This window comes from Agrobacterium sp. CGMCC 11546 (assembly GCF_013365515.1).
In the GTDB taxonomy this organism is placed as follows: Bacteria; Pseudomonadota; Alphaproteobacteria; order Rhizobiales; family Rhizobiaceae; genus Agrobacterium; species Agrobacterium fabrum.
Genome location: NZ_CP047388.1, coordinates 1,188,171 through 1,214,575 on the forward strand (window position 1 = coordinate 1,188,171; position 26,405 = coordinate 1,214,575).

Below are 26,405 nucleotides of genomic sequence, written 5' to 3' on the forward strand. Positions count from 1 at the left end.
CATGGAACCGCGCAGGAAATACATCAGAATTTGACCTTCATGTTCAGACCGACGCTGCGGCGCTCGCCGAGCGTGGCGGCAATATCGTTGTCGTTGTAGACAAAATATTTCTCGTCCAGCAGGTTCTGCGCGAAGGCGTTGATTTCCCACCTTTCGGTCTTGTAGCCCGCCTGCAGGTTCACGATCCAACGGCTGTCGAGATAATCATGCGGCAGGCTGCCCAGACGTGCCAGGTAGCTCGAGGTATATTTGGCGTCCGCGCCGACATAGACGCCGTTATCGAAGGTGTAGCGGGCACCAAGACCCAGCGACCACTCCGGCGCTTCCGGGAATGGCAGGCCGGACAGATTGCCATAGGTCAGATCGTTGAAGTTCTTGAACTCGGTATGGACGTAGCCAAGCGATGCGAAGGTTTCGAGGTTGTCAGTGACCTTGAACGATGGCTCGAATTCGAAGCCCCATGCTTCCGACGAGGCGGCGTTGATGATGCGCCGGCTTAGCAGATCCGTCGGATCGAGCTGCATCAGAACCTGCTGGTCGGAATATTTGGTGAGGAACACGTTTGAATTTACGGTCAGCCGGTCATCCATGAACGAGCCTTTGTAGAAAATCTCGTAGGTCGACGCCGTTTCGGGTTCGTAGTTGTAGGCCGTTCGCCGATAGGAATCGTAACTTGCGCCACCTGTCCGGAAACCCTGGGAATAGGTAATCCCGACAGTTTGTGTATCCGTCAGTTCTTTCGAAAGGCCGATTTTCGGTACGAAATTGACCTCGCTGAACGACGCGGCGTAGTCCGTCAGAACGGTTTTCGCGCCGCCAAGAGGCTGGGTCCGCACCAGATTTTGGGTTATATCCTGATCCGTATAGTCCAACCGGCCGCCGACGGTGATTTTCCACGTCGGAACGAACTCGTATGTCGCCTCTCCGAACAGGGCGGCATTGAACGATTTCTGCGTGTTGTGCTGAACCTGGTTGCGGTTGACAGTAGCGGTCAGCGGAATGGTACGATCGTAGAAATTCTTCTCATCTTCATAAGAAAAATAGACGCCACCGACCCAGTCCCATTTCTCACCTTCATAATTGAGGCGAACTTCCTGGGAGGCGATCCATTCCTTGTAGTAGCCGTGATAGGTGTTGATTTCGCCCGGCGTGCCATAATTGACCGAGAGACGATCGGCGTCGGAATAGCTGAAGGCCGAAAGTGACGTCAGCTTTAGCTCGTCTGAAAAGTCATGCGTTACTTCCAGCCCGACATTATGCACGTCGGTCGGGCGATATTCTATGTAGGCCGGAAGCAGATAATCGCCGCGTTTCTGGTCGAAGCTGAAGGGAATGGAGCCAGCGGGGCCGCCAATGTCGCGAACAGCGGGGTTGTCATGTGAAAACGAGTAGCTGAGAAGGGCGCGCGTTTCCGGCATTTCCGCCGGTTCAAACAGCACCTTGCCCCGGACCTGGTAATAAAAGTCGTGGGTGAACTCGTTATAGTTCTCATAACGCTCGAAGGTCGGGTAATTGATGTCGTTCTTGCTACGCTGAATCTCGCCAGACATGCGAATGGCGATCTGATCGTCCACCAGCGGCGTATTGAACATGAAACCGGTACCGTAGAGATTGCCGGTGGCGATCGTGGTCGAAAGCTCCGCTTCTTTTTCGAAGGTGGGATCCTTGGTCTTTATATAAATCGCACCGGCCATGGCAGCGCGCCCCGACAGGGTGGACTGCGGGCCGCGATAGACCTCGACCTGCTCGACGTCAAACAGCCCGCGTGCCCCGCGACGCGCGCCACGCACCGTTTGCTGAACGCCGTCAATGTAAAGTGTGGCAAGAGGCGCGCCACCGGGAACAAGGCCCTCGGAGCTGACGCCACGAATGATGAAACCGGCATCCGCCCAGTCGCCATCCATGACGTTCGCCATGCGGCGGAAGCTGTCGCGGAAACTCCTTATCTGTCCGTCGGAGATCTGTTCCGCGTTGACGATACCGATGCTCGAGGATGTGCTGGCAAGCGTCGTGGCGTTGCGTGAACCGTAAATCGTGATGGCCTGCAGCTGGGTTGTACCGTCGGCAGCCACGGCTGCGGCATTGGCAGGTGCCGCCGCAAGGCTGAGGGCGATCTGGTTTTGGCCGGCAAACCGCGACTGGACACCAGTTCCTGCTAGCACCGCGGCGAGCGCCTGAGAGGGTGTGAGATTGCCGCTGGCGCCGCGAGACGTTTTGCCATTGGCAATGGATCCGTCAAAGAGAATCTGCAGGCCGGTTTGCGTGGCAAGCTGATTGAGCGCGGAGGTCAGCGGCCCGGCAGCAATGGAAATCTGCCGAGGCGCGGTGCTGGCCTGAGCGACAGTCTGGGCTGCGGCCGGCACATTCAACGCCAGAGCAGAAACCGAAGTTGTGAGCAGCAGCGCTACCCATCCCCCCAGTCCGGTTCTAGCCGTTCTGCCGTTAATTCCCTTGCATTCCATTGAAGCCCCCGCTCCCGCGCACTTGATAAGCGTTTCAGACAAAAGGCGGCAACATCCGCCCACTCATGCTGAAGACGATCAAAGGCGGCGCTATGGGACTCCCGAGTAAAAAAAATTATTGAAAATAATAATCTTATTTTAGGCAGAAATGGGCGCGCATTTCCTGGAGAAGAATGTCGTCACGCTCTTCGTGCGACTTCAGGACGCAGGTGGGGCACTTTTCCGCACCCTCTACGGTATAATACCTGCAGCATCCACCGCGCGCGCGAAACGTGTAGGTGAAGGGTTCTTTTAAGGCGCTGTCATGCAGGGTGAGGTCGAAATAACCCAGCTGGCGGTTGTTCAGCGGCGATCCCTGTACCTTGACGATCGCCATGGCCGAGGCCATCGCCTCGGTGAGACAGCCGAAACGTCTTCCGACATCGAGAAATCTGCCGGCTATCGCGTCTCCCACCAGCCGCCATTGCGCATTTTTCGAAAACCCGGTCCTTTTTGCCAATGCTTCCACCAGCGGATGGAAATGTTGCTCAACGCCGATGCGGAACCTTTCACAAAGGCCCGCATGGTCCGTGACCGTCGAAAAAGGTCCGGCATCCCGATCCGTAAAGATCTGCGGCGACAACAGCCGGACGTGTGCCCGCCGCACCGTCATCGGTTCCCCGTCATGCTCGCCATGATGGGTATAGAACTGCAATGAAACGGCTTCGGGCGACATATCCGGCACCACGCCGCGGCCCACCAGCAGCGGAACCGTGGCCATGAAAAAAATGTAGCAATAGTCGCTCATCAGGAATGCGGCGCGGCTCTTGAGATCGACGCCGGGATCGAAGGATCCCTCATAGTCCAGGAATTCTTCCAGCGCCGAGGGGCTGGAGAACAGCGCGGCGGACGTTGTCCAGCCGGCAAGCATCGAGCCGGCGCTGCAAGGCACCTCCGGCCACATGGACTGCTGGAGGGCAGTCGCTTCCGTCAGACTATCGGCGGCGGAGACGCCGGCTGTCTCATGATCTCTCATTGTCTGCCGCATCCATCAGTTTGGCGTCGCAAATCAGGCTCATGCAGTTCTGGTTGAAACAGCGCAAGCCTGCACCTGATCGGTTTGCCATAATTGGCCCAGTTTTCCAATGAAGTGTGCGAAGGCCTGTGGCGCGAGCATATGCGACCCTTCGATCCCATGCATCGTGATGTCTTGTCCGATACATTTTTCCCATGCACCTGCCGCATTCCAGCTGACGAGATGGTCGGCATCGGCAACGAAGACATGGACTGGGAATGTAACCGGCAGATGCGGGGGGGTGAATTCATAGGTTTCGCAAATGCGAAAATCATTGCGCAGAACCGGCTCGAACAGGGCCATGGCCTCCCTGTCGCGCAATATTTCATCCGGCGTGCCGCCGATCTCGACCAGCGATTGATGAAAATCCTCGCTCGTCATGCTGTGGATAGGCTCACGTCCTTCAAGGACGCGATCGGGCGCGTTGGAGCCGAGAATGTAGAAGGCGTCGGGGAGCGGCAGGCGCCGGAGTGACAGGTGCCGTAACAGCTCATAGGCCACAACTGCGCCCATGGAATAACCGAACAGGGCATAAGGAGCCTGCAGCAGCCCTGTGATTTCGTTTGCGACGTGGTCGGCAAGGCTCTGGATATCGTGCGGCAGTGGCTTGGTGAAATGCGCCTCGCGACCCGGCAAGGCGACCGGTACGACGTCAAAGATGCTCTCAGAATTCTGTACCCATGACCGGAACAGGCTCGGGCCGGCGCCAGCCGGCGGAAGGCAGATCAACCGGGGACGAAGTGTCATCGGGGCTCCTCTCATCATATTTCAATCGCATTGTGCTCGTCGACGGGTGCGGCGGTTGCCTTCAGCGCATCGATGAAAGCCGCAAATGCCGCAAGGACCGGACGGTCGAACAGGACTTTTACGGGAAAACTGATCGCAAATTCTCTCCGCACCCGGTTGACGACCCTGGCTGCCAGAAGCGAGTGGCCGCCGAGGTCGAAGAAATTATCGCTGTTGCGCGGGGCTTCGACCTTCAGAACCTCTGCCCATATCCGGGCAATCCTTTCTTCCGTTTCCGTCCAGGCGGTAGCGGGGAGGGGCTGATCATTAGGTGTTTCCGTCCCCGAAGGCAGCGCGGGCTTGGCGAGATTGGCAGTCCTTGCGTCCGCAGCGGAAACGTGTGGAACCGTTGCAATGCCGCCGGCCATCTCGCCGATTGTCGCGCCAAGCTCATGTAGAAATGCCTCCGTCTCCTGCTCGGCAATGCGCCGTCTATCGTAGCGAGCGGAAATCGAAATCTTCGCGGCGTCGGCAACGGCAAACAGGGTGAGGGGATAGTGGGTCCATTCATCGACCTCGACGCCGGTCACGGCGAATGTCGCCTCCGCCGTAATATCCCGCGGCACCGGATAGTTTTCAAAGACCAGCAGGCAGTCGAAAAGATCGCCCCGCCCGGCCTGTATTTCGCGTAGCGGAAGATAGTCGTGCTCGGCACAGGCGGACTGGCGTTGCTGCAACGTTTGCAACCACGGGGCAAGAGAGCCATTTTCAACGTCGATGCAGACCGGCAGCGTGTTGATGAACAGGCCGACCATGTTTTCCACACCCTGGAGTTCGGGAGGTCGCCCGGCTGTCGTCGCACCGAAGACGACATGTCTGCTGCCGGTCTTGCGGGCGATGACGATGGCAAGCGCGGCCTGTAGCAGGGTATTGGGGGTAATCCCCATGTCTCTGCACAGTTTTGCTGCCTGCGTGGAAACTGCGGGATCGCAGCTCAGGTGATGACTGGAGAAATCGGCCTCGCCGCCGGTGGCGTCGCGGGTCATCCTGCACGGCACCTCGATCTTCGCCGTGTAATCCGTCCAGAACGCACGCGTCGCTTCACGTTTCCTGCTTTTTAGCCAGGCAATATAATCCGCATAGGGCCGCGGTGCGGGCAGTGGCGGACGTGATGAACCGCATCGTCTCTGATAGGTCCGGAAGGCGTCTTCGACGATGCGGCCCGCCGACCATCCGTCGAGAATGATATGGTGGTACTGAAGCACGAGACGCGAATTTTCGCCGCCGTAATCGATCCATTGCAGGCGGATCAGCGGTGCCGTCTTCAGATCGAAGGCCTGCCGCCGGTTGGTGGATAAAAGTGTGGCGAGGCGTGCCTGTTGCTCCTCCACATCGATACCGGACCAATCCAGTTGCGACCAGGCAAGGCCGGCATCGCTGTGGACCACCTGAAACGGTTCGTCCCTTTCTTCCCAGTGGAAGGTGGTGCGCAGAACCGCGTGGCGCGACACCATCTCGCTCCAGCAATCATGCATGATTTGCGGATCGACGGCGCCCCGCAGTTGAAGGACGATCTGCGGCACGTAGACGCCTTCGTCGGGGGTGGCGATGGAGTGGAACAGCAATCCTTCCTGCATGGGTGACAGCGGATAGATGTTTTCGATAGCCGAGCGGCGGCGGCTTTCAAGGGGGCGATTGTCCATAGTGTCACAAGCTCTTTAGCAGATCGTCGAGTTCGTCCTGGCCGAGATCCATCAGCGGGAAATCAGAAGGGCTGAAACCCGCACCTGAACCGGTGAGGCAATGCTGGATCAGCGTTTCAAGATTGTCCCGGAAATGGTCCGCCAGCGTCCTGATGGTGTCTTCGGAATGCAGTTGCGCCCCATAGACCCACTGCAATTGCAACTCACCGCGCACGACCATGGCGTTGATCTCGAGGATCGTATCACGCGGGTTGGCGGCACCGTACATCGGGCCGGATGTGATGCCTGAAGGCGCAAACAGGCTATCTGCTGCGAACATGGCATCCATCTGGCCGAGATAGTTGAAGCGGAGCTGCGGTTTGCCATAGTCCAAATGCTCAGCCTTGTTGCGGAGATATTTCAGAACACCGAAACCGACGCCGTTATTGGGAATTCGCCGCAACGTATCCTTGACGTCGAGAAGCAGGCGGTCCGGTGTCGCGTTATCCGGCGTATCGAACAACACGGGATAAAGCGCGGTCAGCCATCCCACCGTTTCGGAAACGTCGATATCCTCGAACAGGTTCGGTCTGCCGTGGCTTTCCATTTCTAGCCGCAGGCGTGGCTGGCCGCTCCACTGCCGCAGCGTCAGATAAAGGGCTGCGACCAGAACCTCGTTTGAGGCGATGCTGAAGCATTCCGGCACATCACGAAGCAGTTGCCTTGTTGTTTCGGAATCGATCGTCTGTCGGTACGTCACCGCATCCGATTGAGTATTGCTCCCACTCTCGTTGTCGAGCGGCAACGCCCGGACGTCTTCGTAGCAGACGCCGCGCCAATATTCCTCCTCGTCGTCGAAGATCACCGACCGTGAAAGCCGGCTGTTCCAGCTGCCCGCCGCGACTGCGCCGGAGCGTATGGTGCTGGCCTCCAGATAATGCCGCTCGATATCCGCAACGATCATTCGCCAAGACACGCCATCGACGATCAGGTGGTGGGCCGCGAGAATGAGGCGGCCGGAGCCATCGGGGAGCGTCGCAAAACTCGCGCCGAAAAGAGGCCCGGCACCAAGATCGAAACCGGCATGAAGCTTTCTGGCAAAATCCGTGACGTCGTTCTCATCCGCGGCGGCCAGTCGCTGCATCAGCGGCATTGCCGAAAGAGGGGCGAATTTCTGTTGCCATTGCCCGTTCTCGCGCAAAAATCGGGCGCGTAGAGACTGATGCTCCTCTAGGACCCTTGAAATCGCCTTTTCGAGCCGATCGGGATCGAGAGATCGAGTGGGTTTCAGGATCAATCCCTGGTTCCAGTGGGCAAGATCGGGCAGGTCCTGATCCAGCAGCCAGTGCTGTATCGCCCCGAGCGTAGTTTCATCATCGGCATGACCGGTTCCGACTGTCACACTGCTTTCCACGCGTGTCGCTTCCGCGAGCGATGCGAGCGTGGGATGCAGGAAGACGTCGCGCGGGGTCATCTTCAACCCCTTCTGGCGGGCCTGTGAAACCAGCTGGATGGCAAGGATGGAATCGCCGCCAAGCGAGAAGAAATTGTCGTTTCGCCGGATGTCTCCGCAGCCGAGCAAGGTTTGCCATATCTGCGCCAGCACGTCCTCCTGGTCATTGAGCGGACTTGCGGTTTCCGTGGCGCGTTCGCCATGAGCTGCGGGATCGGGCAGCGCGGATCGGTCCAGCTTGCCGTTCGGCAGGCGCGGAAGCGCATCGAGCCTGGTTGCAAGGGTGGGAATGAAGTGCTCGGGCAAGCGTTGCCTGAGGGTTGCGACAAGTTTGGTGATCTCCAGTGCGGGATCGCCGGCAATCCACATCGCCAGCCGCGGATGATTGGCGGCGTCGCGCCAGAGCCCGGCAACCGCCTCGTGTACCCCTTCCTGCCGCAGCAATACGGCCTCAATTTCACCCGGCTCGATGCGAAAACCGTTCAGCTTCAGTTGCCGGTCTGCGCGTCCCATATAATCGAGACCGCCATCATCGCGCCTGCGCACGATATCGCCGGTCTGGTACATGACGCGGTGCTGGCTGCAGTCGGCAAAGGGATTGGGCAGAAAACGCTCGGCGGTCTGGCCGGGCCGGTTCCAGTAGCCGCGCGCCAATCCGCTGCCGGACAGGAAGAGTTCGCCGGGCACCCCAACCGGCACCTCGTTCATCTCGCCGTCGAGCACATAGGCGCGGGTATTGGCAATCGGCACGCCGATGCCGAACCATTCGCCCGATGGAGGCACCGGGGCCACCGTCGAATAGGTGGTGTCCTCCGAGGGACCGTAGAGGTTATAGAGGCATTCCACCTGGTCGTTGGCGTAAATCCGCGCGACAAGTTCACGCGGCAGCGGTTCTCCCGCCAGGCACACTGTTTTCACGTTCTGCGGCAGAGGGCCGAGTTTGAGCAGTTCCGACATCGGCGTCGGAACGGTGTTCACCAGCGTCACGTCACCTGCGAATGGTGCACTTGGGAAGGCGAAGAGATCATCGACCATGAAGATGCGCCCGCCCGCTGCAAGCGTCGCAAATATTTCGAAGATCGAAAGATCAAAGCAGATCGAGGTGGAAGCGAGCACGCCGGACAACTGATCGTCCCTGAAGGCGTGCAGGCACCATTGCACGAAAGCAACGGCGTTTCGATGTTCGATGGCCACGCCCTTCGGCCTGCCCGTCGAACCTGATGTGTAGATGATATAGGCAAGATCGGTTCCTGACGTCGCCGGCGTTGGAACAACCCCGCCTGCCAGATTTTCCACCATGCCAGGCGTCATGCATCGGAAATTCTGTCCGACAGTTGAAATATCATTCTCGGTCGTGACCAGAATGAGCGCGAGATCGGCGTCCGCGGCGATGAATTCTATGCGGTCTGCGGGGTAACGCGGGTCGAGCGGCACATAGGTCGCGCCGGTGCGAAGAACTGCCAATATGGCAACCACCAGCTCCACGCTCCTTTCAAGGCGGATACCGACCCGTTTTCCCCTGCTTATGCCGGCTGCGACGAGCCCGCTTGCAAGCCGGTCGGCTCTCCGGTCAAGTTCGGCGTAGGACAGGCTCCGGTCCTGATCGGTAACGGCTATCGCCTGTGGGCTGGTCTCGGCACTTGCTGTCACAAAGTCGTGCAGGCAGCGCCGCTGCGGCTGAAATTCCGCATCCGTCTCGTTCCATTGCCGCAGCCTTTTCTGATGGTTGCCCGATACCAGTGACTGCCTGTCGAGTGGCAGTTCAGGTCGCTCAACGATTTTTTCGAGCAGGGCGACGAGGGCTTCGCCAAGCGATTCCATAGTTGCCCGGCGGAAAAGATCGCTGCGATATTCGAGGCGGCACGACAGTTCCTCTGCCGTTTCATGGATGAACAATGTCAGGTCCACGCGCGACGACGTGTCGGGAAGCGCCAGTCGGTCCCACTCCATGCCGGCGAGCGAGATGGCGCCGCGCCGGGTTTCGACGGTCGAGACGAGCATGGCTTGGAACAGCGGGTTGTGGCTCCATGTCCGCGGAAGCGACAGCGCATCCACCACTTTCTCAAACGGTGCGGTCTGGTTGGCGAAAGCGCTTAATGCCGTGTCGCGGGCTGCCTTCAGTGCTTCGTTGAAGTTTTCGCCGCCCTGCGTCTGCAACCGGATCGCCAGCGTATTGGCGAACATGCCGATAACGTTTTCCAGATCGGGATGGAACCGCTCGGAGACCGGTGTGCCGATGACGATATCGCGCATGCCGCTCACGCGCTGGAGCAGCGTCGAGAACGCTGTCAGCATTCCCATAAAAAGGGTAGCGCCTTGCTGGTCGCAGAGTTGGCGCAATCTTGCGAGCAAATCCGCATTGAGCGAGAAGCGGATGCTCTCGCCGGAGAAGCCCTGTATGGCGGGCCGCACAAAATCGGTAGGCAATTCCAGCAGTGGCGGAGCGCCGGCAAGCGTCCTGCGCCAGTAATCAACCTCATTCGTCGTGTCCTGTTCCCGTTGCCAGATTGCAAAATCCGAATATTGCAGCGGTAGCGCCCCGTTTGGCGGTGCTTCTTTCTTCGAGAGGGACGCGTAAAACGTCGCAACGTCGTTCAGCAGAATTTCGGCTGAAAGGGCGTCACCGATAATGTGGTGCAATAGGAAAAGCAGGACATGATCCTGCGGACCGGTGCGGAAGGCGTGAATGCGCAGGAGGGGTGCAACGGCAAGATCGAATGGCCGGCGCGCGCAATCGAGCAGGGCAGCCTCGAGTTCCCGGTCGCCGATCTCTTCCGGCACGATCTTGAATATCATCTCCGGGTCGGTCTCGACGAAGGGCTTGCCATCGACGGAGACGAAGCGGCTGCGCAGCGTATCCTGTCTTTGTGCCGTCAGTTCCAGCGCATGCGAGAGGATTTCGAAATCGAGCGCTCCCCTGATCTTCAGGGCAAAAGGGATGTTGTAGAGCGGGCTGTCCGGTTCCAGCTGCGCAAGCGCCCATTGTCTGTTCTGTGCATGGGACAGCGGTGTTGGGCCGGTATGCTCCCGCTTGGACAGCCCGGAGGAAACCGCTTCCGGCCTGCGTTCGGTCATGCTCACCAGCGCATCGACAGCACCGGCAAAATCCGCAAGTCGGGGTCTCTCAAAAACGGTGCGCAGCGGCAGGTCGATGGCGAATGACGCCCGCAAACGCGCAAGCATCCGCGTCGCCAGCAGCGAATGGCCGCCCACCGTGAAGAAATTGGCGTCACGGCCGATCTTTTCGGCGCCGAGCAACTCACGCCATATGGCGGCGACGGTCTGTTCGGTCCCTTCGAGCGGAGCGGTGTAGGCGGTTGACGATACGATCTGTTTTGGTCGTTCAAGCCGCTTGCGATCGATCTTGCCATTGGCGTTTAGTGGAAAACTGTCCATCCAGACATAGGCGGCGGGAAGCATGTAGGAGGGAAGCTGCGAGGCAAGCGCTGCACGGATTGCGTCCTCGTCCACCGGGCTTGTTCCTCGGCGGCAATAGGCGACGAGGGTGCCTGACCCTTCCTCGTCCTGAAAAAGCGTAACCACGGCCTGCTCGATGGATGGCTGTGCGGCAAGGATCGCCTCGATCTCGCTGAGTTCGATGCGGAACCCGCGAAGTTTGACCTGAAAATCGGCGCGACCAACATAAAGAAGGTGCCCGGCGGCGGAACGCCGCATCAGGTCACCGGTTCGGTAGAGCCTCGATCTCTCGCCTCCGCCGTTCGAGCCCGCGGCCGGCCCTTCGACGAATGCACGCGACGTCAGGTCGTCCCGGTTGAAATAGCCGGGGCTCAGACCTTCACCGCCGATATACAGCTCTCCGACAACGCCCGCCGGCACCGGTATCAGCGCGTCGTCGAGCAGATGAAGCTGCGTATTGGCGATCGGCTCGCCGACCGGCAGGGCAGGAAGCTCCAGATGTTCCGCGCATATGCGGGTGCAGGTGGACCAGATGGTCGTCTCGGTCGGGCCGTAGAGGTTCCACAATTCGCCTCCGGTTGCCAGCAGGCGGCGGGCAAGGCCGGGCTCAAGCGCTTCGCCGCCGCAAAGCATCCTGAAACCCGCCGGAGCCTTCCAGTCGGCATCGGCCATCAGCCGCCATGTCGCGGGTGTCGCCTGCATCATCGTCGCGCCGTGGTTCCGGATAAGCTCCGAAAGCGCCATATCGTCATAGACGTCATCGGCTTCGGCAATAATCAGCAGGCCGCCGACCATAAGCGGCATCAGCAACTCCAGGGTGGCGATATCAAAAGCCGGTGTGGTGACGGCAAGGAAACGATCTTCAGCCGACATGCCGGGCCGCCGCGCCATGCTGGTGAGAAGGTTGACCAGGCTTTTCTGTCTGATCGGGACGCCTTTCGGCCTGCCCGTCGAGCCTGAGGTATAGATGATATAGGCCAGGTCGTCGGGTAGCGTCTCGCGATGCGGGTTACCGAAGGAGCCGGTTGCACGCAGCAGGGGTTCAATCGCCATGCAGCCGCATGGATATGCCGTATCCTCACCCTCGCTGATGAGAATGATGTCTGGCTTGCAGTCCTCGAGAATGAGTGCGCGCCGCTCCGCCGGGTGTCCGGGGTCGAGAGGCACGTAATGGCCGCCCAGTTTGAGCACCGCGAGGATGGCGATGACGAGGTTTTCGGAACGCGGCAGGCAGATGGCGATGCGGGGATGAGGTTTGCTGTTGCCGATGCGATCACGCAAACCGGATGCCACCCGGTTGGCGGCTTCGTTGAGATCGCCGTGGGAATATTGCCGGTCGCCGCAGCGCACGGCCACGGACGAGCCGCGCACCTGTGCCGTCTCTTCCAGCAGCGATGCGACATCTCTCAATGGAAAGGCAATGGTTGTCCGGTTCGCAGTCGCTATAGCCGCATGCTCCGTCTCGTCCAGCAGGTCGATTTCGGTGATGCGGCCGCCGGGGTTCGATACGAGCCCGCCGAGCAGTCTCAGGAAATAGGCAGAGAAGCGCGACACCGTTTCAGGCAGGAAGAGTTCCGTGTTGAACTCGAAAACCCCACTGAAACCTTCGTTTCCCCGTCCCTCGTGCATGTCCAGGCTGAGATCGAAACGCGAGGCGCCGGAATCGAGCGCGATCGGCGTGACCTTGATATCGCCGAGATCGAAAGCTGCACCGGACGCATTGTGAAGCACGAAAGTCGATTGGAACAGGGCGTTATGGCCAACGTCACGCTCGACATTCAGTGCATCCACCACCTGCTCAAAGGGAACATCTTGGTTGGACAGCGCCTCAAGGGTCGTATCCCGAACCCTGTCGAGGAGCGTATCGAAGGTGTCATTCGGCTGTAGACGCGTCCGCAAGACGAGATTGTTGACGAACAACCCGATGAGATTGCGGGTCTGCGCCCGGTTCCGGTTCGATGCCGTCGTGCCGATGCAGATATCGTCCGATCTTGAAAGGCGGGCGAGCAGAATTTGATAGGCCGCCAGCAGCACCATGAATGTCGTCAGTTTCCGGCTTTTCGCCAGATCCTTGACGGCGCTGGAGAGGGCCGGCCCAAGGCGGAATTTGTGCCGGGCGCCTTGGAACGACTGCGTCACCGGCCGGGCGAAATCGAACGGGAGTTGAAGCAGCAGCGGTGCGTCACGCAGCTGTTCGCGCCAGTAGTCGATCTGGCCTGAAAGCGCCGCGTTGTCGTTACGTTGCCATTCGGCATAGTCGCTGTACTGGATGTCGAGTGCCGGCAGCTGGCCGATGGCTGGAGCTTCGGCTGCGCTATAAAGCCTGTAGACCTCGTCGATCAGGATCTGCAACGAGGCGTAGTCGGAAATGATGTGATGGATCACCATGACGAGAATATGCTCGTCAGGTGCGACGGAGAACAGGCCGACGCGAAACAGCGGACCCTGCGAGAGATTAAACGGTTCCCGCGCGAAGCGGCCTATGGCGGCGTCGCGCCTGGTTTCATCATTGCCCGGTTCGTGAAAACTGAAGTTTGCCGTCGTCTGTGAAGCGATAACCTGGAACGGCTCGCCGTCCCGAACCTCGAAAACTGTCCGCAGGCTTTCATGGCGCTGCACCACGATATCGAAGCAGATCCTAAGCCTGTCGCGGTCGAGCGGGCCTTCCAGCCTGATGGCCACGGGTATCGAATATGCGCCTGTGCCGGGCTGCATCTGCTCGACGAACCAGATACGTTCCTGGGCATGGCTCAGGCGGAAGTTCTTCTTTTCGGATGCCTGCTGTCCAGCCATCAGGCGCTGCAGAAGCTGCCGCTTTTCCTCCGGGGTCAGTCGGGAAATATCCATTGTGTTCACGTCTACTGGTCCTTTTGGCCGGAGAGCAGCTGCTCCAGCATCTTATCCACGTCATCATCGGAAAGGTCATTCACGGATGTCGGCGCAACGATCGGGGAGATACCGGTTTCCGCTTCGTCCGGCAGGGACGGTGAAAGTGAGCCGAGCAATTCCGACTGGGCTTTGACGGTGGTGGCGCCAAAGAGCTGGGCAAGCGTCAGGTGAACCGAAAATTCCTGCCTGATGCGCGACAGCAGCTGCATGATCGTCAGTGAATCGCCGCCGGCTTCGAAGAAATTGTCCTCCACGCCGGCGCTGTCGCTGGACAGGAGTTCGTGCCAGATCGCCAGAAGTGCGCTCTCGTTTTCGGTTGCCGGGGCAACGGTTTGGCGTGCCCTTCCGCCCGGCGCCGGCAGGGCCTGGCGGTCAACCTTGCCATTGGCGCTGAGAGGCAGTCGTTCCATGATCACGAATTCGCGCGGAACCATATAAGCGGGAAGTTTTCCGGCAAGAAAGGCGCGCAGCCGCTCCGAGAGGGTTTCACCCCGCATTTGCGCGGATGCCTGCCACTGTGTGCTCCAGACGGGATCGATGGACCCGCCAGCCAGCACATAAAGCGGCTCATCGTCTTCTTCGGTTGCCAGTGCCGATGCGATGGCGGTCAGATCGACGCCGCCCGCTGCGCAGAGGCCGATATCGAGACGCGGCGCATGCAGCATCATGGTCTGCGCCATATGACCGGCTTCCAGCAGGCAGAAGTCTCTGGACTTTTGCCCGTAGCTGCGCGCCATAGCTGCCGCGTGCCCGGTGAAAAGCACAAGGAAAGCGCATTGCCCGACAATATCGTCGCTCTTGCCGGCGATTGCCGCGATCTGTTCCTGCGAAGTGGCCGCCAGAAACTCCAGCCGATGTTCGGCGGGATGATGACGATACCAGCCGCCAGACAATCCTTCGACCCGGCCGTCTTGGACCAGAATATAAGTCTGAACCGGGTAAAGTCCCCCCGCAGACGGATAGAGGGTCTTTTTCAGCGGCGTTCCTGATATGTCGAAGGCCCGCACGCTGGCCAGGAGATGGCCGATTTTCTGAAGCTCCGTCGGAGCGTTCAAAAACCGGCGATGACTTTGCCGGGCGATCGCTTCGTGGAACAGGCCGTCCGGTGTGGCCAAATCCACGGTCCTTCCGGCATTGCCCAACCCGCCATTGCCTGACCCACCGGCCTTCGCTTCCAGTTTGCCGATGAGGCTGCCTTTGGTATCCGGAACGATATAGGCGACGAGGGCAGGTGGCTGGCCCGTCGTCGTCACCACCGCTTCGGCGACATTTTCATTTTGCAGCAGCGCGGTCTCGATCTCTCCGAGCTCGATCCTGAAGCCGTTGACCTTCACCTGGAAATCTTCGCGCCCCAGAAACTCCAGCAATCCCTCCGGTCGCAGTCGTCCGAGATCGCCGGTTTCGTAAAGCAGAAGCGCGCCGTTTCCAGCCTCTTCTTCGTCCGCAAAACTGTCGGGGATGAAACGTTCGGCGGTCAGTTGCGGCCGTCCCCAGTAACCACGCGCAACACCGATGCCGCCGATGAACAGCCGGCCCGTGACCCATGGCGGGCAGGGTCGGCCCTGATCGTCGAGGACATACCAGCGCTGGTTCGCCAGTGGCTGGCCATAAGGAATGCTTGTCCAGTCCCGCAGCGCTTCTCCGATCGGGTGGAAAATCGACCAGATGGAGGCTTCGGTGGCTCCGCCAAGGCTGATCAGGTCAGCATCGGGCAATTGTGCTTTCAAGGCGGGAGGCAGGCTGACGGGAATCCAGTCTCCGCTCATCATGATCATGCGCAGGGGTGGCTTTTCCCGGAGCGCCGGCAGTTCGGCCAGCAGCAATTGCGCAAGGGCCGGCACCGAGTTCCAGACCGTTACCCGATGTTGCAGCAAAAGCTTCATCCAGCGGGCATTGTCCGACACTTCCTCGCGCACGGGAATGACGATTGCGCCGCCAACCGCAAGCGGACCGAATATATCGTAAACCGAAAGATCGAAACTTAGAGACGAGAGCGCGAAAACCCGGTCCTCGGCAGAAACGCCAAAGCGGCGATTGATGTCGAGGATCGTATTTAGCGCACCGCGATGGTCGATCATCACGCCTTTCGGTTTGCCGGTCGAGCCTGAGGTGAAGATGATGTAGGCGAGGTCCGATGGTTTGGTCGCTGAGGGCGAAGGTCTTGCTCCGCCTTCTTCGGGAACCGCAATCACCCTTACCCGCTGCGGCCAGTCGCCCCCTTCGGCGATGACGAGATCGACCGCCGTGTCTTCCACGAGTTCGAAACGCCGTTCCGCGGGCAGGTCGGGGTCAACAGGCACATAGGCCGCGCCGCTTGCCAGAATACCGAGGCAGGCGATCACCTGGTCTGCGCCCTTCGGCAGAGAAACGGCAATCCGGTCGTTCGGGCCGGCACCGGCCTTCTGCAGGCTTGCCGCCAGCGCCAGCGCGCGTTCGGCCACCTGTCCGTAGGTCAATTCGATACCCCCTGCGCAGACGGCGATCTTCTCAGGGCTTTCCGCGGCTCTCTGAAAAAACGCTTCATGCAGGAGCCGCGTGTCGTCAGGAAGCGCGATTTTCGCCCTGTTGTTGAGCGTCTCGAACGCCTGGCAATCAATGATATCAGGCTCGGTCTGCCATGCTGCATCGTCGTTCGCCAGTGCCCGCAGCAACGTCTCATAGGCGGCAAACATCATGTCCAGCATGGATGGCGGGAAGAGTTCCTCGACCGCATCCCAGTTATAGACCAGATCGCCCTGGTCTTCGGAAACCTGATGGTCGAGATAGACCTGCGGTGTCTGGCTGACGCTGTCCACCAGGCGCGTATCGAGACGCGGAGCGCTGTCGTCTTTCGATGACTGACCCAGAACGCTGGTGAAAACGACGGGCATCAGGGCGCCGCCGGAGCGCCCGTTCTGTTTTGCCAGTTCGCGAAGCACGGAAACGCCGCTGAAAAGCCGGTGTTCCAGATCTTCCATCAGGCGCAACTGAACTTGACGCGCGCGCGTGGTGAAGTCGGCGCGGGCCGAAAAATCGAGCCCCAGCAGGAGCGATGCCGTGAAGTCGCCGACGATCTTTTCCACATCCTGATGAACCGGTTCGCGATTGAAGACGGTCAGATTGAGGGTGAAATCCTGACGCCTGCTCCAGCGCGCCAGAACCTCCGCAAAGATCGTCATGATCGCGGCTGTCGGGGTCAGGCCGGCGCTCTGGGCCATATCCTTGAAGCGCGACCAGTCCTTCGCGGCAAGCCGGCCCCGGCGACGCGTGAACCGCGGATGCTCTATCTGCGATGGATTGCATGCCAGCGGCAGATCCGGTGAGGCTGGCAGGGTAGCCATACGGGCGAACCAGTGCTCCCGCGCCCGCTCATAGGCCGAACTGGTATGCGCGGATTTTTCGAACAGGACATAATCCCGGAATGTCAGTCCGATTTCGGGAAGCGCGCGTTTCTGCATGAGGGCGGCGAGCTCGGTGCCCATCAATTTCAGCGACCAGGCGTCGCCGATGAGAACATCGAAACTGACGAACAGCCTCGTCGTCTTCCCATCGAGCCGGGCGGCTTCGATGTGAAACAGCGGCCAGTGATCCGCCTTGAAAATATTGTGCGACAGCCTGTTTCTGATGTCCATCAGGCAGGTAGCGCGGTCGGCTGCATCACGCAGATCCGCCACCGGCAGCGCATAATGGGGAACGTCCGCCAGCACACGCTGCCGCCCATCGGCATCGACGATGGCGCGCAGCATGTCGTGGCGCGCGACAAGTGCGTTTATGGCGTTTTCGAGCGCATCGGTATCGAGGTTGTCGATATCGAATTCCCGATAGCCATGGGATCCGACGCTGCCGAGTTCGAAGCCCTGGTTGCGACCGATCCAGTAGGCGTGCTGGATATCCGTCAGCGGAAACGGCTCATGGCGATCGTCAGGATCATGGACCACCGCGAGGCCGTCGACGTTGAGGGCTTCCTCAGCCTCATTCTCAAGCCGGTTTGCCAGCCCAGCGACTGTCGGTGTCTCGAAAATTGCCTTCAGCGGCAGTGAAACCCCGAAATCGGCCTTGATGCGAGCAATGATCCTGATGGCGAGGAGCGAATGCCCACCCATCTCGAAGAAGCTGCGCTCGACGTCGATCAGGCTCGTCTGAAGGACGTCCTGCCATATGGCTGCAAGCCGTTCCTCGATATGGTTTCGGGGTGCGGTGCCGCTACCGTCGGGCCCCTTGATTTCCAGTGCGCGCAGGGCGCTCCGGTCGATCTTGCCGTTCGGCAGATGTGGCATTGCCGGCAGGATGGTCCACAAGGCCGGAACGAGGTGGGAGGGCAGCTGCCTTGCAAGTGCGGCGCGGATGTCGTCCACCGTCAGTTGTCGGCCGGCATCCAGCGAAATATAGGCGGCCAGCTGGCGTTCCGGGCTTGCTTCGTCGCCGATGACTGCGATGACCGCCTCGTTGACACCATCAATATCCTCAAGCTGGTGCTCGATCTCGCCCGTTTCGATCCGCAGGCCCCTGATCTTGACTTGATTGTCGAGACGTCCATGGAATTCCAGCGTGCCATCGGCGCGGCGCCTGACCCGGTCGCCGGTACGATAGAGATAGGTGGAGGACCGGCCGGAGAAAGCGTCCGGCACGAAACGCTCCGCCGTCTGGCTGGGGCGCCGCAGATATCCGCGCGTGACGCCGGCTCCGCCGAGATAAAGTTCGCCGGCAAGGCCGTCAGGCCGCAGACGCCCAGCCCGGTCGAGGACATACGCTTGTGTTCCCGGCAGGGGAGCACCGATGGAAACCGTTTTCCCTCCGCTGACGGCGCGAACCATCGCGCCCGTCGAATATGTCGTATCCTCAGAAGGTCCGTAGAGATTGTGTATGCGCGACTGCGGCGCCTTCTTCGCCAGCTCTTCGAGCAGGACCGGCGGCAGCGGCTCTCCGGCAAGATTGACCCCGCTAACGGATGTCGGAAGCGCGTCGTGGCGCAGATATTCGCGCAGCAGACTTGGAACGGTGTTGATCAGGCTGACTTCTGCGACATGCTGCAAACGCGGCAAATCGAAGAGTGTGTTGGCCAGCACCACCTGGCCGCCGCAGGAGAGCGTGCCGAAAATCTCGAATATGGAGAGATCGAAGCAGACCGAGGTCGATGCCAGGACGCTCGCAAGCTCGTCACTGGTGAAGTTGTTGGCCGTCCATTGCATACGGGCGGCGGCATTCCCATGCGTGATCGCCACGCCCTTCGGTCGACCCGTCGACCCTGATGTATAGATGATGTAGGCAAGATCGGCCGGATCGCAGGCGTGAGTGGCGGAAAAGACCGCATCGGGCAGTTTGCCGACCTCAAGGAGCGTCAGATCATCCGTGGCATCGAATGCCAGCCGGTCGCTATCCGTCAGCACGACCCTGATGGCCGCATCCCGCGCAATGAAGGCAAGCCTCTCCGAAGGGTAGTCCGGATCGAGCGGCACATAGGCCGCGCCCGCTTTTAATACGCCAAACAGGGCAGCGATGAGGTTCGGTGTACGCTGCATGCAGACGCCGACGATGGAGCCCCGGCCAAACCCGCTGGCGGCGAGCGCGGCGGCAATCGCATCGCTTCGCTGATCTAGCTCCCGATAGGTGAGCTTGCCATGTTCGCTGGCCACTGCGGATTTTTCCGGCGTGCGTGTCGCCTGCGCCGTCAGCATCTCGTGCAGGCAAAGCCCGCTCTGTGTCAGCGCCTGGCCGGCGGACCGGCGGATTTGCTCCTGCTGCTCGTCGTCGCAAAGAAGAGAAAATTCCGACAGCCTGCGGGCGGGGTCCTCAGCGATCGTGCGCAATACATGTTCGAAACGCCGCCATAGGGTGGAGACCGTCTCTTCATTGAAAAGATCGGTTGCATATTCGATCTTGCCGCCGATATCGGGGTCATTGTCCTCGAGGTTGAAACGGATTTCGTTTTTTGCGGCACCGTCGGGCAGACGCAGGGTTTCGATCGCGAGACCGCCAAGTTCGGGCAACCTTGCCAGATTGTGCTGCAGATCGAATTTGGCCTGAAACAGCGGCGTCATCTCGGACAGGGAGCGCTTCGGATTGAGAGCCTCGACGATCCGCTCATAAGGCACGTCCTGGTTTGCCAAGCCGGTGCGGACGGTCTCGCTGACGCGCTGCAGCAGGCCGGAGAAAGCCGGATTACCCGCAAGATCGGTGCGCAGCACCAGCGTGTTGACCAGGGGGCCGATCATCGCCTGGGTTTCCGGCCTGTCGCGATTTGCGACTTCACTGCCCACCACGATGTCGTCGCTGTCGCAATAGAGATGCAGAACCAGTTTGAAAGCGGAGAGAAGCAGGACGTAAAGGCTGACATTGTGCGCCCGTGCCAGCGCCCTCAGCTGTCCTGAAAGTGCCGGATCGACGCAGACGGCAAATTGCGCGCCGAGGAAACTTGCAATGGCCGGGCGCGGACGGTCGAACGGAAGGTCCAGCACCGGCAGATCCGTGCCGAGCGCCCTTTTCCAGTATGCGAGCTGGTTTTCGAGCACCGGGCCGCGCAGCATCTTTCCCTGCCAGATCGCCCAGTCGGCATATTGAACGCGAATGTCAGGCAGATGGTGTGATTGTCCTGTCCTGTCCTTGTAGAAGCCCGCGAGATCACGGGCGAGAACAGTCATGGACCAGCGGTCGCCGGCGATGTGGTGCAGCCCGACCGCCAGCAGATGATCTTCGGCGGAAAGACGAACCAGCATTACACGCAATTGCGGATGGCTGAGGTCATAGGGCACGGAGAGCCGCTGCAGGATGTGCTGACGGGCCGTGGCTTCGGCATCGCTGTCCTGTCCAAGGTCGAGGAATTCGATTTCCGCGTCGCCAGCCGCCAGAATATCCTGTTCCGGAAAGCCGTCTGCGCCGGGGACGAAGCGGGTTCGCAGCGGCTCATGCCGTTTTACGACATTCGCCAGCGCCTCTTCCAGCGCCGTCCTGTCCAGTTTTCCGCGAAACCGAAGGATGCTGCGCATGTTGTAAGCCGTGTTTTCAGGTTCAAGCTGCTGCATGAACCACAGGCGCTGCTGTGCAAAGGACAGGGGTCGCTCACCATCGCCTTCCTCACGTCCCGGAATGACGGTATCGAGAGCCGACTGATATCCCCGCTCGGCAAGACGCTGCTCTATGAGGCGACGGCGCTCGGGCGAAAGGTTCGCGAGTTTGGCGTAGAATTCGTTCATCGTGCTTCTGCTCCTCCAAGCGCGCTCTGGACTTCACTGTCGGAAAGGCCTTCGATTTCCATCAACAGCGCTGCCATCTCGTCCAGATCGCCTTCATCAGGCATATGGGCGGTAATCATGCTGGCCACGCGGGCGACAGTCGGGTTTTCGAAGAGGAGTTCACGCATTTCGATCTTGACCGGGAATGTTTCCCGGAGCTTGGCGACAACGCGGATGGCCAGAAGAGAGTGGCCGCCCAGCTCATAAAACCCGTCATCGACGCCGATCCCGCTAACGCCGATCAGCTCTTCGAAAATGCCTGCGACCGTGGTTTCGATGCGGGTGCGCGGGGCAATGAAGGGCGTGGGCATCGCCGGCCTTGCACGACCCGAAGCGGGCGCTTTCGATAGTTGCGCCTTCTTGCCCGCCGTTGGTGCCACGGTGATGTCGCTGCGCGAAAGCATCGTTGTGCCGATAATGCCGTTCTCGATGATCTTTCTCGTCAGGTCCCAGGCATCTTCAGAGGCAATCGCATAGGCGTTGGTATCGAGCGAGGAACGTTTGCCGGCGGCCAGCACATCGATGAGCGGATAACCAATGGCGAACCATGGCATTCTTGCGCTGCGCGACTGGGCGGCCACAAGCAGCTCCACCGCCTGATATCCCGATGTATAGGCGGCGAGCCCGACGCCACCGATGACGGTTGCAAGCGATGACTGGATGCAGCAGAAACCTGCCCGCCGCTGCTCCATCGCCTCTATTAGCGCCCGCAGCGGCGCGATGCGAACCGCTTCATTGTAGCTGAGATGTGTCTCGTCCATCATCGAAAGCGGCGCTGCCGCCTGCCGGTTCGCCTGCGGCATGCTCAGAAAGATTCCGTCGATCCGGCCATGCATCGACACCACCTCATCAAGTGCCGCGCCGATGGTAGCCGGATCATTGCAGTCGATCCGGCGCGTATCGATAGCTGCGTCCGACTGGATCGCGGTTTCCGCATCCTCGACGGGTTGCAGAACCGACAGGCGTGTGCCGGATATTTTCGCCAGTTGATCCAGCCAGACGGTGCCGACACCTTCGGCGATATTGCCGATCACGACATAAACGCCGTTCTTTTTCAGCCGGGCCGACGCCTGCGATTCGGGCAGGTCGAGCGGCGCAAAGCCATGCGACCACCGATGTGGGCCCCTTATGGCAACCACCGCGCCGGTGCCGTTAAATTCCGCCAGGAGGCGATCCGCGATCGCCTGATCCGCCATGTCCGGCGTGACCATGATATCGATGTGCCTGCAGGTCAGGTCTTCATATTCCTGACCGGCAACCTTCAGAATGCCCGGCAGCTGGGACTGGAGGTCGTCGAGGCTCTCCAGCCCGGTAACATCCGTCGCTCCATTGGTCACCAGCGTCAGCTTGCCCTTATGCTCCTGTGCGGTGAGAGCCCGCACCAGATTGAGCAGCGCTGTAACTTCGTTCCGCCGGCCGGGCTTCAGGGGCCACAGATAAAGGATGTCCTGCGGCAGGGCCCCGCGCTCGCTCAGGGTCTCGAGCAGCTGGGCAAAGTCCGCCGCGGTATGTCCGGAAAGGCTGAAGCAGCGGAAATCGCACTCGTCAAACCTCTCGCCCGCAATGGCGCGATAGACCTGAGCGCCGGCGCCTTCCAGCCGTGCGGCGAGGGATTTGCCGATGCGTCCTTCATCGAGGATCAGTACACGGCGATTTCTGCAATCCGCCGGGGTTGCGGGTGAAAGGCGCTGCCATGTCGGACGATAGATTCTGGCGCTGTCGACGGGGGTGGTGATAGGCGCCTGATTTTCTGCCGTCTCAGCGGAAATCCAGTAGCGCTGCCCCTGAAACGGATAGGTGGCGAGCGGCACGCGAGCGCCTTCGGGCGATACGGCCTGCCAGTCGAGCTGCCCGCCGGTCCGCCAGTAATCGCCGAGCGCTGCAAGATACTGGCTCGTCTCGTTTTCCGGTCTGGAACGGCCAAGGCAGGGTATGATCCGGTCGGCGGCGATAGCGTGTTCGCGGATGAGGCCTGAGAGTGCCGAGCCCGGTCCCGCCTCGATGAAGACGGCGTTGTCGATGCCGAAAAGGGTTCGCATCCCCTCGTCGAAACGCACGGTCTGTTCCAGATGTGCGGCCCAGTAGTTCGGATCCGTCGCCTGCGAAGGGCTCAGCCAGGTTCCCGTCACGTTGGAAATCATCGCAATGGATGGCGGGGAAAACCTGACATTTCGCAATTCTTCCAGATAGCGCGCTGCGGCCTGCGCCATCATCGGCGAATGGAACGCATGTCCGGTCTTAAGCCGTCGGGTCGCGTAGCGGGCCTGTTTGAGTTCCGTTTCGAGCCTTGTTATGACGTCCATGCTGCCTGAAACGACGCTGAGGCCCGGCGCATTGCTGGCCGCAAGGGCAATGTCTGCGCCAAGCCACCAGTCTATCGGTGCATCGGGATGGACCACAGCAAGCATTGCGCCCGGGGCGGCCTGTTGCATCAACCGGCCGCGCACTACCACAAGCGAAAGCGCCGTATCGAGATCGAAGACGCCCGCCAGGCAGGCGGCCACATATTCGCCGACGCTGTGGCCATGGAGCGCTTGCGGTACCACACCCTGCGCCATCCAAGCCTTTGCAAGGGCATATTCCACGGCAAACAGCGCCGGCTGGGCAAATTCCGTATTCTGGATATCCTCATGTCCGGCAAAGAGATCAGCGCGGAAATCGCGTTGCATGATCTTCGAAAGACGATCCGCGCAGGCATCGAAAGGCGCGCGGAAAAGCTCCAGCCGCTCGTAGAGATCCTTGCCCATTCCGGCATATTGGCTTCCCTGTCCGGGAAACAGGAAAACCGGTGACGGCGTGCTGCCGACAATGGATGGTTTTTGCGCAGCAAGACGGTGCAGTTCCGCCGCGGCTGACGCCACATCATCGGCAACCAGCGACTGGCGATGGCTGAAAGCCTTCCGGCCATGACGAAGCGTGAAGGCAACATCCTCGAGCGCAAGTTCCGTGTCGGCCTCAAACGCCTTCGCCTGCGCCGACAGCAGTGCCGAGAGTGCTGTTGCATTGCGCGCCGAAAATACCAGAAGCTGCGGCGATGCCGTTTGCGCCTTGGCGCGCGCACTTGCGTCGATGGGTGCCTCTTCCAGCACCACATGCGCATTCGTTCCGCCGATACCCAGAGAACTAATGCCGGCTCTCCGGGGGCTTTCCAAGGCTGTCCAGTCCCGCAGTACGGTATTGACCGCAAAGGGGCTCGCCGGGAAGTCGATCTTCGCGTTTGCCTGTCTGAAATGAAGGCTTGCGGGAATTCTGCCGTGCTTGAGGCAAAGCACGGTCTTGATGAAGCCCGCAATGCCTGCGGCCGTATCGAGGTGGCCGATATTGGTTTTCACCGAACCGATGGCGCAATATCCGCTGCGCGGCGTGGTCTTGCGAAAAGCCTGCGTCAGCGCCGCTATCTCGATGGGGTCTCCCAGCGATGTTCCCGTGCCATGCGCCTCGATATAACCGATGGAATCGGCCGATATTCCTGCAGCCGCATGGGCCTCGCTGATGACCAAGGCCTGGCTGTCCACCTGCGGGGCGGTAAAGCTCGCCTTCAGCGCGCCGTCATTGTTGATGGCCGAACCGATGATGACGGCGTCGATCGTATCGCCGTCTGCAAGGGCATCTTCAAGACGCTTGAGCGCGACAACGCCGACGCCGCTGCCCGGAACGGTTCCGGCGGCATCCGCATCGAACGCCCGGCAATGACCGTCCGGAGACAATATTCCACCTTCGCGCGCGACGTACCCATGCGAACGGGAAACCGTGACGCCGCCCGCGAGCGCAATATCGCATTCGCCTGCAATGAGGCTTTGCGCGGCGACATGCACGGCAACCAGCGATGAGGAGCAGGCCGTCTGCACTGTCATGGCCGGGCCACGCAGATTGAGCTTGTAAGCCGTGCGCGTCGCCAGAAAATCCTTGTCGTTGGCCACGAACAGTTCAAACGGGCTGATCGACTGACGCAGCGAGGCATTGGCGTGCAGGTTCAGAAGATAGGTATTGAAGCCACTCGAGGCATAGACGCCGATAGAACCGTCGAAGGTGTCGCCCTGATATCCGGCGCGCTCCAGCGCCGCCCAGGCGCATTCGAGAAACAGGCGCTGCTGCGGGTCGAGAATCTCCGCCTCGCTGGGGCTGTAACCGAAAAATTCGGCATCGAACTGGTCAGCCCCCTCCAGCGGTGCCGAAGCCCGCACGAAATCAGGGTCCGCAAGCTGCTCGGGCGGAACACCCAGCGCGATGAGTTCCTCGTCGGTCCATTGCTTGACCGACTCCTGGCCGTGAACCAGATTATCCCAGAAGCTCTCGATGTCGGAGGCTCCCGGAAAGCGGCCTGCCATACCGATGACGGCGACCCGAAAGGCGTTCCGATCCTGGTTTGAAGCGCTGGTATAGTCGGACATGGGCAGTTCTCGCTGGATTAGAAATTGAACACGCACGTTACTTGTGGAACGGGCAGCCTTTTTTTGGGGGATCGATCATGCCGAGGCGACCGCGTTCAAAGCGCTGGAGCGTATCGATCGCCTTCCGGTCGCCGTATCGCAGGCTGCCGGCATCGGAGCCGACGAAACGTGAGCAGACGCCGACATGCCCTTCCGCCAGATATTTGTAGGCTGCGACGAATTCCGCGTGCGCGTCATGGAGTTCGACCGGCAACATGGCGAACACGTCCTTCATTTCACGCCAGACCTGGATGAGGACTGCGTGATCGAACGACATCAGCCCGCTGAAATCGTCTGACTCCACTGAAGGCGGCGTCATGGAGACGCGAATGGTATTTTCGTAATCCGCCTTGCTGAAGCTGGCGGCGAGGTCCATGGAGCTGGCAGATGTGCGCAGAAGTACCGCGGCGGCCCGCAATTCCCTGTCCGCTTCGGCAAAGTTGCCCTCATGCACCTGCATGTTGAAACGACGCAGGCACAGAACCAGCCCCTGCACGTTCATGAAAAACGCCCAGTGGAATTCGCGCCAGATCCGGGATGGCGACGGGAGAGCAATGGTCATTTTGCACACTCCACGCCGAAGCACCTTGCAAGAAGCCTTGCATGAACCCCGAAACCGTCAAACTGGGCTTTCGCGGCCTTCTCCGACAGGTGGGGCGCCCGGCAGAAAAGATCGGTAACGGACAGCGCGACCTGCAGGAAGCTGCGCAGCAGAACATGGGCGGGCTCAGCGGTGGTGATGCGGTTCACGCGGAAATACCGGTCATAGTCATTCGCGTGAAAAGACGTCAGCGGAAGGCCGCTGACATCCACGATGCCGGGATCGGACATCGGCTTTTCCATGTTGCCGAGGAGTGCGGCGATGCGCGCGCGGCATTCGGGATAATGCAGCGTAAACGCCTCCAGTGCCTCGCAGATAATGTGCTGCAGGTGGGCCTTGTCGTGTTCTTCCGGCGCCATTACCGGTGCCAGCGCCTCCGGCAGGAGCAGATCGAGAACGGCATCCTGCGCAAGCCAGTCCCTGTCCGGTCCGGCATCCGCGCGGGGCACCGGGCTTGGCCATGGTTGGTCGTCCATGGGTTAC

At 60.3% G+C, this 26,405-nt stretch carries 9 protein-coding genes; all 9 read right to left on the reverse strand.

The features are described from left to right. Nucleotides 1–23: 23 nt before the first annotated feature. Nucleotides 24–2,462 carry a TonB-dependent receptor gene (locus GSF67_RS20165; protein ID WP_006310319.1) on the reverse strand — a complete coding sequence of 813 codons (2,439 nt, stop codon included), beginning with the start codon at nucleotides 2,460–2,462 and terminating at the stop codon, nucleotides 24–26. A gap of 133 nt (nucleotides 2,463–2,595) precedes the next feature. Then, nucleotides 2,596–3,477, reverse strand: a complete 882-nt coding sequence (locus GSF67_RS20170) for a ferric iron reductase (RefSeq protein ID WP_006310321.1) — start codon at nucleotides 3,475–3,477, stop codon at nucleotides 2,596–2,598. 39 nt (nucleotides 3,478–3,516) lie between these two features. Next, nucleotides 3,517–4,263: a thioesterase II family protein gene (locus GSF67_RS20175; protein ID WP_006310323.1), complete on the reverse strand. Its 747-nt coding sequence runs from the start codon at nucleotides 4,261–4,263 to the stop codon at nucleotides 3,517–3,519. A 14-nt stretch (nucleotides 4,264–4,277) separates the two neighbouring features. Continuing rightward, nucleotides 4,278–5,945 carry a condensation domain-containing protein gene (locus GSF67_RS20180; protein ID WP_006310325.1) on the reverse strand — a complete coding sequence of 556 codons (1,668 nt, stop codon included), beginning with the start codon at nucleotides 5,943–5,945 and terminating at the stop codon, nucleotides 4,278–4,280. A 4-nt stretch (nucleotides 5,946–5,949) separates the two neighbouring features. Continuing rightward, entirely contained in the window at nucleotides 5,950–13,641 is a 7,692-nt protein-coding gene (locus GSF67_RS20185; protein WP_006310326.1) for a non-ribosomal peptide synthetase, read from the reverse strand. 11 nt (nucleotides 13,642–13,652) lie between these two features. Then, a complete protein-coding gene (locus GSF67_RS20190) occupies nucleotides 13,653–20,852 on the reverse strand; it encodes a non-ribosomal peptide synthetase (protein ID WP_006310327.1) in 7,200 nt (2,399 codons plus the stop codon). Further along, nucleotides 20,849–25,282, reverse strand: coding sequence for a type I polyketide synthase (locus GSF67_RS20195; protein WP_006310328.1), 4,434 nt, complete (start codon nucleotides 25,280–25,282; stop codon nucleotides 20,849–20,851). Before GSF67_RS20195 ends, GSF67_RS20190 begins: the two co-directional genes overlap by 4 nt. Before the next feature lie 37 nt (nucleotides 25,283–25,319). Beyond that, nucleotides 25,320–25,883 (reverse strand): hypothetical protein, encoded by a 564-nt coding sequence (locus GSF67_RS20200; RefSeq protein ID WP_006310329.1) that lies wholly within the window; start codon nucleotides 25,881–25,883, stop codon nucleotides 25,320–25,322. Further along, nucleotides 25,880–26,398, reverse strand: a complete 519-nt coding sequence (locus tag GSF67_RS20205; RefSeq protein ID WP_006310330.1) for a hypothetical protein — start codon at nucleotides 26,396–26,398, stop codon at nucleotides 25,880–25,882. The genes GSF67_RS20200 and GSF67_RS20205 overlap by 4 nt, the downstream gene beginning before the upstream one ends. Nucleotides 26,399–26,405: the final 7 nt, after the last annotated feature.

Excerpts from the sequence above, each read along its gene's own strand:
- GSF67_RS20200 (WP_006310329.1), bottom strand. The coding sequence starts at position 25,883 with ATGACCATTGCTCTCCCGTCGCCATCCCGGATCTGGCGCGAATTCCAC.
- GSF67_RS20190 (WP_006310327.1), bottom strand. The coding sequence starts at position 20,852 with ATGAACGAATTCTACGCCAAACTCGCGAACCTTTCGCCCGAGCGCCGT.
- GSF67_RS20195 (WP_006310328.1), bottom strand. The coding sequence starts at position 25,282 with ATGTCCGACTATACCAGCGCTTCAAACCAGGATCGGAACGCCTTTCGG.
- GSF67_RS20205 (WP_006310330.1), bottom strand. The coding sequence starts at position 26,398 with ATGGACGACCAACCATGGCCAAGCCCGGTGCCCCGCGCGGATGCCGGA.
- GSF67_RS20170 (WP_006310321.1), bottom strand. The coding sequence starts at position 3,477 with ATGAGAGATCATGAGACAGCCGGCGTCTCCGCCGCCGATAGTCTGACG.
- GSF67_RS20185 (WP_006310326.1), bottom strand. The coding sequence starts at position 13,641 with ATGGATATTTCCCGACTGACCCCGGAGGAAAAGCGGCAGCTTCTGCAG.
- GSF67_RS20180 (WP_006310325.1), bottom strand. The coding sequence starts at position 5,945 with ATGGACAATCGCCCCCTTGAAAGCCGCCGCCGCTCGGCTATCGAAAAC.
- GSF67_RS20165 (WP_006310319.1), bottom strand. The coding sequence starts at position 2,462 with ATGGAATGCAAGGGAATTAACGGCAGAACGGCTAGAACCGGACTGGGG.
- GSF67_RS20175 (WP_006310323.1), bottom strand. The coding sequence starts at position 4,263 with ATGACACTTCGTCCCCGGTTGATCTGCCTTCCGCCGGCTGGCGCCGGC.